The organism is Streptomyces sp. NPDC050617 (genome assembly GCF_040654795.1).
Lineage (GTDB): Bacteria > Actinomycetota > Actinomycetes > Streptomycetales > Streptomycetaceae > Streptomyces.
In genome coordinates, this window is sequence record NZ_JBFAIS010000011.1 from 177,612 (window position 1) to 192,574 (window position 14,963).

Sequence of the window (14,963 nt, forward strand, 5' to 3'; positions counted from 1 at the left end):
CGACGTCCCTCCTCCCGGCCGCTGTCCTCTTGCCGCACGTCAGCCCTCTTTCGGGCCACCGCTCTCCTCATCAGCGCCATCCGCGTCGGCCGCGCCCGCCCCGGCCTCGTCGGATTTGGCCTGCGCGCCGGGCTGCGGTTCGGCGACCGCGACCCGGGCCGGGCGGATCGTACGCTCCCCGATCCGGTACCCGGGCTGGAGGATCGACACGCACGTGGTCTCGGTGACATCGGGCGCGTAACTGTGCATCAGGGCCTCGTGCACCAGCGGGTCGAAGGGCTCGCCCTCCTTGCCGAACTGCTGCAGCCCCATCTTGGCCGCCACCGTCTCCAGCGACTCGGCGACGGACTTGAAGCCGCCGACCAGCTCGCCGTGGTCACGGGCCCGGCCGATGTCGTCGAGCACGGGAAGGAGCTCGGCCAGGAGGTTCGCCGTGGCGATCTCCTTGACGGCGGCCCGGTCCCGCTCCACGCGGCGACGGTAGTTCTGGTACTCCGCCTGCAGCCGCTGGAGGTCCGAGGTGCGCTCGTTGAGCGCCGTACGGGCCTGGTCCAGCTGTGCGGTCAGAGCGATGTCCTGCTGTGCGTCCCCGGCCGGGGCCGCCGGGTCCGCCTTGTCGGCGGGCCCGGCGCCCTGCGCCGCGTCGTCAGGGGCTGCGGCGTCGGGGGGGACGTCGGGCTTCTCCTCGAAGCCCGGGGTCTCCTCCGTCACGCCGCACCGTCCTTCTTGGGCTTCTCGTCGTCGACGATCTCGGCGTCCACGACATCGTCCTCGGCCTTGGCCTGCTGCTCGCCGCCGGGGGCAGCGCCCTCGGCGCCGGCCGCACCGGCCTCCTGGGCGCCCGCGTACATCGCCTGGCCCAGCTTCTGGCTGACCGCGGCGACCTTCTCGGTCGACTCGCGGATCGCGGCCGAGTCCTCGCCCTTGAGCTTCTCCTTCAGGTCGGCCACGGCGGTCTCGACCTCGGTCTTGACGTCGCCCGGGACCTTGTCCTCGTTGTCCTTGAGGAACTTCTCCGTCTGGTAGACGAGCTGCTCGCCCTGGTTGCGGGTCTCGGCGGCCTCGCGGCGCTTGTGGTCCTCCTCCGCGTACTGCTCGGCCTCCTGGCGCATGCGGTCGACCTCGTCCTTCGGCAGCGAGGAGCCGCCGGTGACGGTCATCCGCTGCTCCTTGCCCGTGCCGAGGTCCTTCGCGGCCACGTGCATGATGCCGTTGGCGTCGATGTCGAAGGTGACCTCGACCTGCGGGACGCCGCGGGGGGCCGGCGGCAGACCGGTGAGCTCGAACATCCCGAGCTTCTTGTTGTACGCCGCGATCTCGCGCTCGCCCTGGTAGACCTGGATCTGCACGGACGGCTGGTTGTCCTCGGCCGTCGTGAAGATCTCGGACCGCTTGGTCGGGATCGTGGTGTTGCGCTCGATGAGCTTGGTCATGATGCCGCCCTTGGTCTCGATGCCCAGCGACAGCGGGGTGACATCGAGCAGCAGGACGTCCTTGACCTCGCCCTTGAGGACACCGGCCTGGAGGGCCGCGCCGATGGCGACGACCTCGTCCGGGTTGACGCCCTTGTTGGCGTCCTGGCCGCCGGTCAGCTCCTTGACGAGCTCCGCGACGGCGGGCATGCGGGTCGAGCCGCCGACGAGGACGACGTGGTCGATCTCGGACAGCGAGATGCCGGCGTCCTTGATGACGTTGTGGAACGGCGTCTTGCAGCGCTCCAGCAGGTCCGCGGTCAGCTGCTGGAACTGCGAGCGCGTGAGCTTCTCGTCCAGGTGCAGCGGGCCCTCGGCGGACGCCGTGATGTACGGGAGGTTGATCGTCGTCTCGGTGGACGAGGACAGCTCGATCTTCGCCTTCTCAGCGGCCTCGCGGAGGCGCTGGAGGGCCATCTTGTCCTTGGACAGGTCGACGCCGTGACCGTTCTGGAACTGCTTGACCAGGTAGTCCACGACGCGCTGGTCCCAGTCGTCGCCACCGAGGTGGTTGTCGCCGTTGGTGGCCTTGACCTCCACCACGCCGTCGCCGATCTCAAGGAGCGAGACGTCGAAGGTGCCGCCGCCGAGGTCGAAGACCAGAATGGTCTGGTCGTCCTTCTCCAGCCCGTAGGCGAGGGCGGCCGCGGTCGGCTCGTTGACAATACGCAGGACGTTGAGGCCCGCGATCTCGCCGGCCTCCTTGGTGGCCTGGCGCTCGGAGTCGTTGAAGTACGCCGGGACGGTGATGACCGCGTCGACGACCTTCTCGCCGAGGTACGCCTCGGCGTCGCGCTTCAACTTCTGCAGGATGAAGGCGCTCATCTGCTGCGGGTTGAAGTCCTTGCCGTCGATGTTGATCTTCCAGTCGGTGCCCATGTGGCGCTTGACCGACCGGATGGTCCTGTCGACGTTGGTGACAGCCTGGCGCTTGGCGACCTCGCCGACGAGCACCTCGCCGTTCTTGGCGAAGGCGACGACGGACGGCGTGGTCCTGGCGCCCTCGGCGTTGGTGATGACGGTGGGCTCACCGCCTTCGAGAACACTGACGACGGAGTTCGTCGTACCCAGGTCGATGCCGACCGCACGTGCCATTTCGATCCTCCAGCTGACTTGAGTGGAACAGGCTCAAGAGTGCAACACCGATTCAAACCTGTCAACAGACCTGAGTCTGGCTCGCTCAACTTTTATACGGGCCTTATAGTCAGCGACGGCGGGAAACGGCCCCAAGTGCCCTTCGGGCACCGGGCGGAGGGCCGGGAAGCCCCAGGAAGGGTCCACTGGGCGACACAGATCACCGGCCGGGCGGCTTCATGGTGCCGCTGATACTGGGTAACCTCAGCGCAGACCCAAAAAGTTACTGCTTAGTAATCCCAGTAGTCACCGGCAGCCCCCGGTGCTCCCCCGTAGTCCCCGCTATCCAGTAGTCCCCGCTCTCGCAGGCCCGAGGAGCCATCCCATGCAACTCGCCGCGATCATCGTGTCGCTGGTCCTCATCGTGGTGGGCGTCGCGCTGTTCGGCCGTGCCATCGCGCAGATCTACCGCTTCGTGAGGCTCGGCCGGCCCGTACCCGCCGGTTCCCGGACCGACGATCCCAAGCAGCGCACCATCACCGTGGCCAAGGAATTCCTCGGCCACACCCGCATGAACCGCTGGGGCGTCGTCGGCGTGGCGCACTGGTTCGTCGCGGTGGGCTTCTTCTCGCTGCTCCTGACGATCGTCAACGCCATCGGCCAGCTCTTCAAGGCCGACTGGATCCTGCCGGTGATCGGCGACTGGGCCCCGTACAACGTCTTCGTCGAGTTCCTCGGCCTGATGACGACGCTCGGCATCCTGACCCTGATCGTCATCCGGCAGCTGAGCCGCCCCGGCGGCGCCGGCCGCAAGTCCCGCTTCGCGGGCTCCAACTTCGGCCAGGCGTACTTCGTCGAGGCGGTCATCCTCATCGTCGGCGTCTGCATCCTGACGCTGCACGCCCTGGAGGGCGCCCAGCACCACGTGGACGGCTACGAAGCCTCCTTCTTCGCCACGTACCCGCTGGTCGCCGCCTTCAAGGGGATGAGCCTCGGAGCGCTGCAGAACCTCACGTACCTCTTCGCGATGATCAAGATCGCGACGTCCTTCATCTGGATGATCACGGTCGCGCTCAAGACCGACATGGGCGTGGCCTGGCACCGCTTCCTCGCCTTCCCCAACATCTGGTTCAAGCGCGAGGCGGACGGCGACGTCGCGCTCGGCGCGCTCCAGCCGATGGTCAGCGACGGCGTGCCGATCGACTTCGAGGACCCCGACGAGAACGCCCAGTTCGGCGTCTCCCAGGTCGAGCACTTCTCCTGGAAGGGCATCCTCGACTTCTCCACCTGCACCGAGTGCGGCCGCTGCCAGTCGCAGTGCCCCGCCTGGAACACCGGCAAGCCGCTCTCCCCCAAGCTCCTGATCATGGCGCTCCGGGACCACTCCCACGCCAAGGCCCCGTACCTGCTGGCGGGCGGCGGCAAGGACGAGGAGGGGAACGAGAAGGCGAGCGCGGAACAGCTCGCGGACGTGCCCGCGGCGGCCCTCGCCGAGGCCGAGCGCCCCCTGATCGGCACGCTGGAGGAGAACGGCGTCATCGACCCCGACGTGCTGTGGTCCTGCACCACGTGCGGGGCGTGCGTGGAACAGTGCCCGGTCGACATCGAGCACATCGACCACATCGTCGACATGCGCCGCTACCAGGTGATGATCGAGTCCAGCTTCCCCAGCGAGGCGGGCACGATGCTCAAGAACCTGGAGAAGAAGGGCAACCCCTGGGGCCTCGCCAAGAAGCAGCGGCTGGCGTGGACCAAGGAGGTCGATTTCGACATCCCGGTCGTCGGCAAGGACGTCGAGGACCTCACCGAGGTCGACTACCTCTACTGGGTCGGCTGCGCGGGCGCCCTGGAGGACCGCGCCAAGAAGACGACGAAGGCGTTCGCCGAACTGCTCCACATGGCGGGCGTCAGCTTCGCCATCATGGGCGGCGACGAGGCGTGCACCGGCGACTCGGCGCGCCGGCTGGGCAACGAGTTCCTCTTCCAGCAGCTCGGTCAGCAGAACGTGGAAATGCTGAACATGGCCTTCGGCGAGGACGCCGAGGAAGGCGTGAAGGTCGAGAAGTCCAAGAAGAAGATCGTCGCGACCTGCCCGCACTGCTTCAACACGATCGCCAACGAGTACCCGCAGCTCGGCGGCGAGTACGAGGTCATCCACCACACCCAGCTGCTTCAGCACCTCGTGGACGAGGGCAAGCTGGTCCCGGTGACGCCGGTCGAGGGCCTGATCACGTACCACGACCCGTGCTACCTCGGCCGCCACAACAAGGTCTACACGCCGCCGCGCGAGATCATCGCCAAGGTGCCGGGCCTGCGCAACGAGGAAATGCACCGCCACAAGGAACGCGGCTTCTGCTGCGGCGCGGGCGGCGCGCGCATGTGGATGGAGGAGCGCATCGGCAAGCGCGTCAACAACGAACGCGTAGACGAGGCCCTCTCCCTCAACCCGGACATCGTCTCCACCGCCTGCCCCTTCTGCCTCGTCATGCTCACCGACTCCGTCAACGGCAAGAAGAACGACGGCAAGGCCAAGGAGTCCATCCAGGTCGTCGACGTCGCCCAGCTGCTGTTGGAGTCGGTCAAGACCCCGGCGGACCCGGCGGGCGAACCGGAGAAGGCGGACGAGCCGGAGCCGGAGCCGGTGAAGTAGGGCGGAGCGCGGGCGGTACGCGCGTGGGCGCACGCGTACGTCCGTAGGTACGGCCCCGACGGCCGGTCCTCGCACACTGCGAGGACCGGCCGTTGTCGTAGGTGCGTGGGACGATGAACACGTACGCGCTAACAGCCCTCCCCAGCAGGAGCCACGCCATGGATTACACCCGTATCCGCGCTGTTGCCGAAGAACTGTCTGCGCTACCCAACACAGGGAAAGTCGAGATCTCCGACGGCACCATCGTCATGATGATGAGCCCATCGGGCACCCACGAGCTAACCGCCTGGAAGCTGCGGCGTCAGCTCGACCGGCAGGTTTCCGATGATCTGGCGGCGCATACGGGCGGTGACGTGGAAGACCCCTCGCTCGGAATCCTGCGTCGTCCGGACCTGATCGTCATTCCACTGGCTGCGATGGACACACCCGGCGGCTTCCATCCGCGAGACCTGCTGTTGGCCGGCGAAGTCGTCTCCCCGTCCAACCACGCCAACGACTACGCCCAGAAGATGCAGGACTACCCGGCCATGGGCATCCCTCTGTACCTGCTGGTCGATCCGCGCAAGGGGACCGTCGCGGTCATGTCCGACCCGGGCGTCGACAGCGACGGTTGGCACCGCTACCGGGCCCGTCATGACTACGTGTTCGGGGACAAGGTGACTGTAGGGCCGTGGACGATCGATACGTCGGAACTGCCGCTGTACGGTGCCGCCGAATAAGCGTCACGCGCGTGCGGGCCATTCGCTTGACTTGAACCATGGTTCAACTTTTAGCGTCGTCGTAACAGCTGATCGCGAACGAGCGCGAGACGCCCTCGGGTTGTTCCCGAGCCGACCGTGAAGGTGAAGCCCCATGACGACGCCCGTAGCCCCAGTGACCGCCCCTTCGCCCGCCGATCCCAACGCGGCGGACGAGGTTCTCGCCTCGCAGCCGATCGGGTACTGGAGCGGGGTCGCGCACCAAGCGGTCATCAAGCACCTCCGTGACGCGATGGCGCGACAGGGGATCACCCAGCCGCAGTGGTGGATCCTCAACCAGGTGGACAGCAGCCCGAACGGCCAGACGCGCGAGGAGCTGGCCGACCGGCTCGCGAGCGTCGCCGACGGTCCGTACGAGATCTCGCGCTCGGTGGATCTGCTCCTCCACCAGGAGTGGCTGGCCGCCGACGAGGACGACCGCTTCCAGCTCACCGACGCGGGCCGCGCCGCCAAGGCCCGTATCAAGCAGCTCGTCATAGACCTCCGCGCCGAGATGCACGACGGCATCACCGACGAGGAGTACGTGGCCGCCCTCAAGGTCCTCCGCCGCATGATCCGCAACACGGGCGGCTCGGACGCGCTGCGTTGACGCGAGGCCGCGCCCGGCGGGCCATGGCCGCCGGGCGCGTCGTCTGCGGCGATCTCTCAGGACGACCGCTCAGGGCGATACCTCAGCCGGCAGTGCAGTGCTTCTGCGCGTCCACGCGCACCTTGCGCCCGGTGAACTCCTCCACGATGGCGATGTTCTCCGGCGCGTAATTCGTCGCCGTGATCTTGTCGGCGTCCTTGCTGCCCAGCTTGCCGGTGTACGGCGCGGACTTGTCCAGCCAGTAGGCCGTCCGCAGGAACTGCGTCAGGACCAGGTCGCGCAGTTTCGGCTCGGCCTTGATCTTGGCCCAGTAATCGGGGTGCCGGTCCTTGGCGACCCGCAAGTAGAGCAGCAGGTAGCGCAGGTTGGTGGCGGCGATGTCCCGGGCGTTACTGGCGCCGACCCCCTTGATGTACTCCTGGAGCACCGTCACCGCGGGCAGCCCCGTCAGCCCCGCGTTCTGTTCCGCCAGCACCCCCTGGAGCAGATACGAACCCTGCGTGCTGTCCCGCAGGTAGATGTCGTCCATGGAGGCGGAGAGCCTGTCCTTGATCAGCGGCAGGATCTCCTTGCGGGGGAAGCCGCCGTGCACCGGCACCGTCAGCGCCTGCTGCCCGCCGTTGATCCACGCCGCGATGCTGACGTCCCACTTGGTCCGGGACGGATCGAGGTCCCACATGTGGGTCTCCTCGTGGATCGCCACCATCATCGACTCGGCGAACCCCTCGAAGCTCCGCTTGTTCACGAACTGGTCCCAGTACTTGTCCTTCGCCTGCGCCACCGCCAGCGCCTCCCCGCTGGGCCAGCGCCGCTTGTACACGGCCTGGAGAGTCCGCATCCAGTTCGAGGAGTTGAAGGCCGCCTTCAGATCGCTGACGTCGGCGTTCGGCTGCGACGGTTCGCCGTAGCAGTACGGCTCGGCGGCACCGCTGCCGGACGCGGCACCGGCCGACGCGGTTCCGGACGCGGCCACGGCGCCCGACCCGAGGGCCAGGACAAGACATGCGGTCAATAGGCGGGGGGAATGTCTACGGCTCACGAGGACCTCGTCTCGAAGCAGCGCATGGGGATTCGACCGGACCGGGCGCCGCACCGCCCGTCACCCGTCGAAGCTACTGCCCCGCACACCCCAGGCCCACTGCCATTGCCCCATAGCATTCCGGCATAGGTTCCATGGCACGCCGACGGCCTCGCCGAACGCCTCGCCGGACGCCTCGTCGGGTACTGCGCAGGCGCAGCGCCGCAGCGGCCCCCATGCGGCCGGCGTCAACAGCCGCTGCGGTACGACTCGTTGGAGGGGCGGCACGGCCGACGGCACATATCCCGTGTCTGCCACGGCAATCCAGGACCTCATGAGAACTTCTCGGGTACGAGGCCGACGACGCGTCGCGGTCGCCACCGCCGCCGTGGCCGCCCTGTGCGGAGCCGGCCTCACGCAGGGCGGTGCCGTACAGGCGCAGAGCAAGGCCGCGGAGGCGCCGTGGGTGGTGTCCTTGGGCGACAGTTTCATCTCCGGCGAGGCCGGCCGCTGGTCGGGCAACAGCAACGACAGCGCCGGCGGCTACTCCGGCACCGACCGCGCCTACGACCCCGCCACCGGCACGACGGACGAGCACCGCGTGTACAGCGCCTCCTACGACAACGGCTGCAACCGCTCCGACAGCGCCGAGGTCCACTCCGCGCCCGCCCCGGCCGGGGCCCACCGGCTCAACCTCGCCTGCTCGGGGGCCACCTCGACCGCGATCCTGCTGCCCGAACACGGCGGGAGCCCCTTCAAGTCCGAGCCGTCCCAGGCCCAGCAACTCCAGAAAGCCGTCACCGGCCACCCCGTACGGGCGGTCGTCGTCTCCGTCGGCGGCAACGACCTCGGCTTCGAGGACGTCATCCTCGCCTGCGGTACGAACTTCCTCAAGCCCATCGGCGGGAAGCCCTGCGCCCCGGACCAGGCGCCGGAGGTCAAGAACCGGCTGCCCGCGATGCGCACCGCCGCCGTCAACACACTCGCCGACGTCACCACCGCCATGGCCCGTGCGGGCCACCCGGCGGGCAGCTACCGCCTGATCCTCCAGTCCTACCCCTCACCACTGCCCGACGGTGCGCGGGTCCGCTACCCCGGAGAGAAGTACGACCGCCTGACCGACGGCGGCTGTCCCTTCTTCGACAAGGACCTCACCTGGGCCCACGACCAGCTCGTCCCCGAGATCAGCACCACCCTCGGCTCCGCCGCCAAGGCCTCCGGCGCCGAGTTCCTCGACCTGTCGCGCGCCTTCGAGGGCCGGGAGGTCTGCTCCACCACCACCGTCCACGCCGGCCCCGACCAGCGGCCCTCGGGCCGCACCAGCGAATGGGTCCGCTTCGTGACCACCGGCGCCGGCCAAGGCCAGCGCCAGGAGTCTCTGCACCCCAACTACTACGGGCAAGTCGCCCTCGGCTCCTGCCTCGGCCTCCAACTCGACCGCGCCCCGGGCGACCGCCGCTGCGACAACACACCCGGGCAAGGCCCGCGGGCGATGCGCCTGAACCCCGCGTCCGCGTCCTGAACACCAGACCTTTGACCTGCGAATGCCGTCAACGAATCCGTTGGCGGCATTCCTCATGCCACGCCCCGCCGTCAGCTTTTACGGAACGCACGAACGCCCGCAACGCGGCGGGCGCGGCGGTGACGATGGCGCGGGGCGCTTCGCTCTCACGGAGCCATATCTTGCCGTCGACGGCAACCAGTTCAACACAGCTGTTACCGTCTCCCCCGCCTGAAAAAGAGGACTTCTGCCAGTTGAGTTCAGCGGGCATTGCTACGCCTTTCACATATCTCGCATCACGCGATGGATGAAATCTCGGGATTTCGCAGGATCGAGGGACGCTTCCTCCACCTTGCGGAACAGCGCGCGAAGCCCGGCAATCTGCGACGCGGCGTCCAGGTATGCCGTGCCATGGGGTGCGTCTCGCACGACCGTGTCGAGTTGAGGCACGACGCCTCCCGCAAGGATCATCGAAGACGACGCTCCGGAGAACCTGTCCACGTCGAAGGGGATGATCCGGACCGTCACGTTGGGCCGCTCGGACTCATCGAGGACGTACTTCAGCTGATCGCGGGACACATCCCGATCTCCAACTCTGATACGCAGCGCGGCTTCATGGATCACCGCCTCGAACTCGGTCGGGGTATCTCGGCTGACAATGACGCGCCGTCGCATGCGGTGTTCCACTCGGGGTTCAAGTTCGCTCGCAGGCAGTTCTGGCATGTTGTACGCGAACACAGCCCGTGCATAACTCTCCGTCTGGAGAACCCCTGGAATGTGGACGATGTTGAGGTCACACAGAAACGTGGCGTGGTGTTCCAGTTCCGCCAAGTCCAGGAACGTCGGCGGCAGAATGCCCCGGTACTCCTCCCACCACCCGCGCCCACGCTCCGTCGCCATGGCGACAAGCGCGTCGATCAATTCGGCATCGGCACAGGCATAGTGTGCCGCAAGCCGACGCAAGCGCTCCTCGCTGATCCCCGCCCGCCCCGACTCCATCTGACTCATCTGGATCGGGTTGGTTCCCAACAGCCCCGCAGCCTCACGTGCGGTCATGCCTGCCGCCTCGCGCAGCTTCCGCAATTCCACGCCCAGCCGCTCCTGACGTGCGGTGGGTTGTCTCCTCGGCGGCATGCGTTCCTTCCTTCGTAACTGGTCAAAGTCTGCCGTGCACCCCGCACTTGGGTCCATTCACACCTACGCGGGAACCGCCGGACTTAAGCTTGCGACGGCCGAACCTTATGCCCTACCGTGCGTGATGCGCCAGTCACTCAGCGCTCCCCAATGAACCAGGGGAGCACTGCCCCGCGCAGCCAGCGCAGCGACTTGGCTCCCCACGGCACGGAGGCCCGTATGACGAACTCCGCTCACTCAGACGAGACTTGGGACTACACCCTCTACGTCCCGCACGACACCCGAGCCGCAGCCATCGCCCGCGCGACCCTGCGGGCGGTGCTCACCCTTCACGACCTCCCCGACCTCATCGACCGGGCCGAGCTGCTCGCGACCGAACTGCTGTCCAACGCGCTGCGGCACACGGACGGACCGGCGTCCATGCGTCTGTGGTGGTCGCACGGGAAACTCCGCATCGGGGTCTGGGACACGGACCCGACCCCTCCCCACCTCCGAGAGGCGGCCGACGAGGAGACCGGCGAGGAGACCGGGCGCGGGCTTCAGCTCGTGACGCTCTGCTCGGACGACTGGGGGTGGTACGGGCTCGGGGAGGAGTTCTTCGGGTTCAAGGGCAAGTACGTATGGTGCGATCTGACGGGCGAGGGACCGCTGGCCACCACCGTGCCGAGGTACCTGACCAGCGCTTGAACCCTCAGTTTTCCCTTAGGGGATGTCACAGCTCGGCAGCAATGCCGGGCTGTCCGCCCAGGCCCGGCACCGTGGTTCGACAGAACGGGTACGTTCGAAAGCGTGGCTGGATTCAGGATCGGACGCGGACGGGACGACTCCCAGTCCGCACAGCAAGGACAGCAGCGCCCCGGGCAGCAGCAGAACCCACCCCCGGCGCAACCGCCGTACGGGCGGCGACAAGGTCCGTACGACGGCCGCCAGGGCGGTGGCGGCGGCCAGGGCCAGCAGTGGCAGCAGTCGCGGGGCCACGGCGAGCCGGAGTACTTCGGCGGCCCGCCGACGGCATACGGGCAGGGGCCGGGACCGGGGCCGGGCCGGCCCCATGACCCGCATTACGGCCAGGACAGACCCGGTCAGACCCAGCAGTTCAACGTGGGCGAGGGCCCAGGCGCGTACGACCCGTATGGCGGACAGGCCCCGTACAACCAGGGCCCGTACGACGACGGTCCGTACAACGACGGCGGTTACCACGACAACGGTGGTTACGACGGCGGCAACACCTACCGCGCCGGGCAGGCGCCCCCGCCGCCCGTCGGCCCGCGGCTGCCGTGGAAGGACCTGCTGAGCGGGATCGTGCTGCGCCCCTCCGCCACGTTCTGGCAGATGCGCGACCACCCGATGTGGGCGACGGCGATAACGGTCACATTCGTCTACGGCCTGCTGGCGGTCTTCGGGTTCGACAAGGCGCGCGAGGACGTGCTGAAGGCCACGCTGTCGAACAGCATCCCGTGGGTGCTGACCACGGCGGTGATCGTCGTCATCGCGAGCCTGATCCTGGGCGCGGTGACGCACACGCTGGCGCGACAGCTGGGCGGCGACGGGGAGTGGCAGCCGACGGTGGGGCTGTCGATGCTGATCATGTCGATCACGGACGCGCCGCGCCTGCTGTTCGCGATGTTCCTGGGCGGCGACAGCCCGTTCGTACAGGTGCTGGGGTGGGCGACGTGGCTGGGGGCGGGCGCGCTGTTCACGTCGATGGTGAGCAAGTCGCACGATCTGCCGTGGCCGAAGGCGCTGGCGGCGTCGGCGATCCAGCTGGTGGCGCTGCTGACGATCATCAAGCTGGGCACGTTCTGAGGACCTGAGAGCCTGAGGACCTGAGAGCCCGGCGCCCTGCGCCCGACGTCCGACCGCCCGATCCGTACGCACGAGGGCCCGGCTGCGAAAGGCAGCCGGGCCCTCCGTACGTTCCGTGCCGTTCCGTTCCGTGCCGTTCCGCACGCAGCGACCAACGCTCACCTGGTGATGGAGGCGAGGCGTTCAGGTCACTCGTTTGCGCCTGTGACCAGGCGGTTGAACCACATCGGCGGCATGGTGGGCACTGCGCTGTGGTCCTGCGACCGTGAGGGAAGACTTTCATGAGTGCTTCGAATTCAGCACCGGAAACGGCGCCCGCCGCTGGCGGGACGGTCTCTTCCCGGCGGGCGGTGCTGTTCACCGGCGCCCGGGTATTCGACGGCCGTTCGGACGAGGTGACCGGACCGACCCGTGTGCTGATCGCCGACGGGAAGATCGCCGCGATCGGCGACGGCGGCGACGTCCCGTCCGACGTCCCGTCCGACGCCCTGGTCATCGATGCGGGCGGGCGGACGCTGACGCCGGGGTTCATCGACGCCCACGCGCACGTCATGCTGCAGCCCACGCTCGCGGACGCGGCCAACACGGACCTGGCCTACCACGCGCTGTACGGCGCTTCCATGGCGAAGCTCTACCTGTCGCGCGGCTACACCACGATCCGGGACACCGGCGGCAACACCTTCTCGCTGAAGAAGGCGATCGACGCCGGCATGACCGAGGGGCCCCGGATCTTCCCGTCCGGGCCGATCATCTCCCAGACCTCCGGGCACGGGGACTTCACCCCGGCGGCCGAACCGTCCCGCCTGGTGGGAGGGCATCGCGACAACATGCAGATGGACGGGCATCTGCTGGTGGTCGACGGTGTGCCGGAGATGCTGCGGGCGGTGCGCTACGTCCTGGGGCGCGGCGCCTCCCAGATCAAGCTGGCCGTGAGCGGCGGCTGTGCCTCCGAGCGGGACCCGCTGGACATCACCGAGTTCACCGCCGAGGAGATCGGGGCGGCGGTGAAGGCGGCCGACGACTGGAACACCTACGTGGCCACCCACGTCTACAACCCCTCCGGTATCCGCCGTGCCGTCGAGGCCGGGGTGCGCACCATCGAGCACGCCAACCTGGTCGACCCCGAGACCTTGCGGCTGATGAAGGACAGCGGCGTCTGGCTGAGCCCGCAGGTCAGCGTCTATGTCAACGATCCGCATGGCCTGGACCCGTCGCTGAAGAAGAAGTTCACCCAGGCCCGCGAAGGGCTGGACACGCTGTTCGAGCTGGCGAAGAAGACGGGGTTCGAGCGCATCGGCTTCGGATCGGACATCATCAGCGCGCCGGACACCCTCGCGAAGATCAACGAGGAGTTCGTGCACCGGACGAAGTGGTTCAGCCCGGCCGAGATCCTGCGCCAGGCGACCGGGAACAACGGGAAGATGCTGGCCCTGGCCGGACCGCGCAATCCCTACCCCGGCGCCCTCGGGGTGATCGAGCCCGGAGCGCTGGCCGACGTACTGCTCATCGACGGCGACCCGCTGGAGGACCCGTCCGTCCTCACCGACCCCGAACGGAACCTGGCGGTCATCGTGAAGGACGGGCAGGTGTTCAAGAACCTCCTCGGCGAATGAGGTTCCGAGCCGGACGCGGTGCCGACGGTGCGCCGCCCGCCGGTCAGGAGGCCGGGGCACCGCGTGCGGCGGCGCTGGAGTTCGTCGAGGACGCCGCGGTGGCCCAGGCCGACGCCGGCGTGCCGAGCTTCCACGTCACCGTGCGCATGCGGCGGATCGCTACGGCCCTGGGCCTGCCCGGTACCCGGGTCTACACCATGCCCGCCGGGGTGCTCGTCCATCGCGCCGACGGGACCACCGCCTTCTTCGACGCCGACAACACGACGGCCGGGACCGGCTCGCTGCGCATGGACCAGCTTCAGGAACTGCAGTCTCTCCTCGACGCGGTGGCAGCCGGCCGCACCGGTCCCGAGGAGGGGCTGCGCCGGCTGAAGGCGATGCGGGACTCGCCGCCCCGTTACGGGACCGCGGCCACGCTGGTCGGCCATGCGCTGTTCGGCCTCGGATTCGGCATGCTGCTCAAACCCACGTGGTGGGGTCTCGTCCTCGCCGCGGGCTTGGCCGTGATCGTCGGCGGGGCCAACAGCGTGGTGGCCCGCAACCGTGCCGGTGCGGCCCTGTTCCCGGTGGTCGCCGCGTTCGCCGTCACCGCCGTGGCCGATCTCGCCGCCCCTCGCATCGGGATGAACCCCGCCCTGGCCATGATCGCGCCGCTGGCATCGCTGCTGCCCGCCGCCGCCATGACCTACGCCGTGATCGACCTGTCCGTCGGGCAGGCGATCTCCGGCACAGCCCGGTTGGCCGTCGGCGTGCAGCGCATGGTCCTGCTCGCCTTCGGCGCCTTCGCCGCCTCCCGGCTCGTCCCCGACGCACCCCACCACACCGGCACCACCCTGGACTGGGCCCCCTGGCTCGGCGTCGCCGTCTTCTGCGCCGGGTCCCTCCTCACCGAGTCGGCACCGGTCAGAGCCCTGCCCGCCCTGATGCTCGTGGCCTACACGACCTTCACCGTCCAGTTCTTCGCCACCGACCTCGGCGGGCCGATCCTGGGCGGGTTCGCCGCCGGAGTCGCCACCATCATCGCCGCCGGCGTCTTCGACCGCGTCCCGGGCGCCCTGCCGTCGTACGCCGGGTTCGTCCCCGTGCTCTGGATCGTCGTCCCCGGCGCCCTGGGCTTGCAGGGCGCCGTCGAGCTCGGCGAATCCGGCGACCGCTTGAACGCCGTCACCGAGATCGGCATCGCCGGCATGGTCATCGTCGCCCTGGCCGTCGGCATCCTCTTCGCCACCCTCGCCTCCGACACCGTCCGCTCAGCCGACCTGCCTGCCGACCGGCGGCGGGACGACCTGTGACGACCTGCGGGCTCGTCCGCGCCGAGGCTCACGCCTGCCCTGTGTGCCTTCTCCAG

Annotated in this window: 13 protein-coding genes; 8 read left to right on the forward strand and 5 right to left on the reverse strand. The window is 68.5% G+C overall.

Translation table 11 applies throughout. The features are described from left to right. Positions 1 to 39: 39 nt before the first annotated feature. Both grpE and dnaK read right to left on the reverse strand, forming a co-directional pair. Positions 40 to 711: a nucleotide exchange factor GrpE gene (grpE, locus tag AB0I49_RS17485; protein WP_363227820.1), complete on the reverse strand. Its 672-nt coding sequence runs from the start codon at positions 709 to 711 to the stop codon at positions 40 to 42. Continuing rightward, positions 708 to 2,567 (reverse strand): molecular chaperone DnaK, encoded by a 1,860-nt coding sequence (dnaK, locus tag AB0I49_RS17490; RefSeq protein ID WP_363227821.1) that lies wholly within the window; start codon positions 2,565 to 2,567, stop codon positions 708 to 710. The genes grpE and dnaK overlap by 4 nt, the downstream gene beginning before the upstream one ends. A 364-nt stretch (positions 2,568 to 2,931) precedes the next feature. Here dnaK and AB0I49_RS17495 point away from each other — a divergent pair, with 364 nt between their 5' ends. From AB0I49_RS17495 to AB0I49_RS17505, 3 genes are all read left to right on the forward strand, one after another. Continuing rightward, positions 2,932 to 5,196: a (Fe-S)-binding protein gene (locus AB0I49_RS17495; protein WP_363227822.1), complete on the forward strand. Its 2,265-nt coding sequence runs from the start codon at positions 2,932 to 2,934 to the stop codon at positions 5,194 to 5,196. A 158-nt stretch (positions 5,197 to 5,354) separates the two neighbouring features. Next, positions 5,355 to 5,915 carry a Uma2 family endonuclease gene (locus tag AB0I49_RS17500; protein WP_363227823.1) on the forward strand — a complete coding sequence of 187 codons (561 nt, stop codon included), beginning with the start codon at positions 5,355 to 5,357 and terminating at the stop codon, positions 5,913 to 5,915. A gap of 133 nt (positions 5,916 to 6,048) precedes the next feature. After that, positions 6,049 to 6,543, forward strand: a complete 495-nt coding sequence (locus AB0I49_RS17505) for a MarR family winged helix-turn-helix transcriptional regulator (protein WP_363227824.1) — start codon at positions 6,049 to 6,051, stop codon at positions 6,541 to 6,543. A gap of 82 nt (positions 6,544 to 6,625) precedes the next feature. Here the strand turns inward: AB0I49_RS17505 and AB0I49_RS17510 are convergent, their stop codons facing one another. Beyond that, positions 6,626 to 7,516 (reverse strand): hypothetical protein, encoded by an 891-nt coding sequence (locus AB0I49_RS17510; protein ID WP_363227825.1) that lies wholly within the window; start codon positions 7,514 to 7,516, stop codon positions 6,626 to 6,628. Between the two features lie 379 nt (positions 7,517 to 7,895). On the opposite strand from AB0I49_RS17510, the gene AB0I49_RS17515 reads away from it, so the two are divergent. After that, positions 7,896 to 9,083, forward strand: a complete 1,188-nt coding sequence (locus AB0I49_RS17515) for a hypothetical protein (protein WP_363227826.1) — start codon at positions 7,896 to 7,898, stop codon at positions 9,081 to 9,083. Positions 9,084 to 9,111: 28 nt separating this feature from the next. On the opposite strand, the gene AB0I49_RS17520 is transcribed toward AB0I49_RS17515, so the two are convergent. Both AB0I49_RS17520 and AB0I49_RS17525 read right to left on the reverse strand, forming a co-directional pair. Further along, complete coding sequence (locus tag AB0I49_RS17520) at positions 9,112 to 9,333, reverse strand: DUF397 domain-containing protein (protein WP_363227827.1); 222 nt, start codon at positions 9,331 to 9,333, stop codon at positions 9,112 to 9,114. A gap of 11 nt (positions 9,334 to 9,344) precedes the next feature. Continuing rightward, a complete protein-coding gene (locus tag AB0I49_RS17525) occupies positions 9,345 to 10,196 on the reverse strand; it encodes a helix-turn-helix transcriptional regulator (RefSeq protein WP_363227828.1) in 852 nt (283 codons plus the stop codon). A 219-nt stretch (positions 10,197 to 10,415) separates the two neighbouring features. Between AB0I49_RS17525 and AB0I49_RS17530 the strand changes: the two genes are divergently transcribed. From AB0I49_RS17530 to AB0I49_RS17545, 4 genes are all read left to right on the forward strand, one after another. Further along, a complete protein-coding gene (locus AB0I49_RS17530) occupies positions 10,416 to 10,883 on the forward strand; it encodes an ATP-binding protein (RefSeq protein WP_363227829.1) in 468 nt (155 codons plus the stop codon). 102 nt (positions 10,884 to 10,985) lie between these two features. Then, the gene (locus AB0I49_RS17535) at positions 10,986 to 12,002 is read left to right on the forward strand and encodes a Yip1 family protein (protein ID WP_363227830.1); all 1,017 of its coding nucleotides are present in this window, start codon (positions 10,986 to 10,988) and stop codon (positions 12,000 to 12,002) included. A gap of 281 nt (positions 12,003 to 12,283) precedes the next feature. Continuing rightward, positions 12,284 to 13,615, forward strand: a complete 1,332-nt coding sequence (locus tag AB0I49_RS17540; protein ID WP_363227831.1) for an amidohydrolase family protein — start codon at positions 12,284 to 12,286, stop codon at positions 13,613 to 13,615. Continuing rightward, positions 13,612 to 14,907, forward strand: a complete 1,296-nt coding sequence (locus AB0I49_RS17545; protein ID WP_363227832.1) for a threonine/serine exporter family protein — start codon at positions 13,612 to 13,614, stop codon at positions 14,905 to 14,907. Before AB0I49_RS17540 ends, AB0I49_RS17545 begins: the two co-directional genes overlap by 4 nt. The last annotated feature ends 56 nt before the right edge of the window (positions 14,908 to 14,963 follow it).

Bases quoted from the DNA above. Each gene is read 5' to 3' on its own strand.
- AB0I49_RS17530 (WP_363227829.1), top strand. From the start codon at position 10,416: ATGACGAACTCCGCTCACTCAGACGAGACTTGGGACTACACCCTCTAC.
- AB0I49_RS17505 (WP_363227824.1), top strand. From the start codon at position 6,049: ATGACGACGCCCGTAGCCCCAGTGACCGCCCCTTCGCCCGCCGATCCC.
- AB0I49_RS17545 (WP_363227832.1), top strand. From the start codon at position 13,612: ATGAGGTTCCGAGCCGGACGCGGTGCCGACGGTGCGCCGCCCGCCGGT.
- AB0I49_RS17495 (WP_363227822.1), top strand. From the start codon at position 2,932: ATGCAACTCGCCGCGATCATCGTGTCGCTGGTCCTCATCGTGGTGGGC.
- AB0I49_RS17525 (WP_363227828.1), bottom strand. From the start codon at position 10,196: ATGCCGCCGAGGAGACAACCCACCGCACGTCAGGAGCGGCTGGGCGTG.
- AB0I49_RS17515 (WP_363227826.1), top strand. From the start codon at position 7,896: ATGAGAACTTCTCGGGTACGAGGCCGACGACGCGTCGCGGTCGCCACC.
- AB0I49_RS17520 (WP_363227827.1), bottom strand. From the start codon at position 9,333: ATGCCCGCTGAACTCAACTGGCAGAAGTCCTCTTTTTCAGGCGGGGGA.
- AB0I49_RS17540 (WP_363227831.1), top strand. From the start codon at position 12,284: ATGAGTGCTTCGAATTCAGCACCGGAAACGGCGCCCGCCGCTGGCGGG.
- dnaK (WP_363227821.1), bottom strand. From the start codon at position 2,567: ATGGCACGTGCGGTCGGCATCGACCTGGGTACGACGAACTCCGTCGTC.
- AB0I49_RS17500 (WP_363227823.1), top strand. From the start codon at position 5,355: ATGGATTACACCCGTATCCGCGCTGTTGCCGAAGAACTGTCTGCGCTA.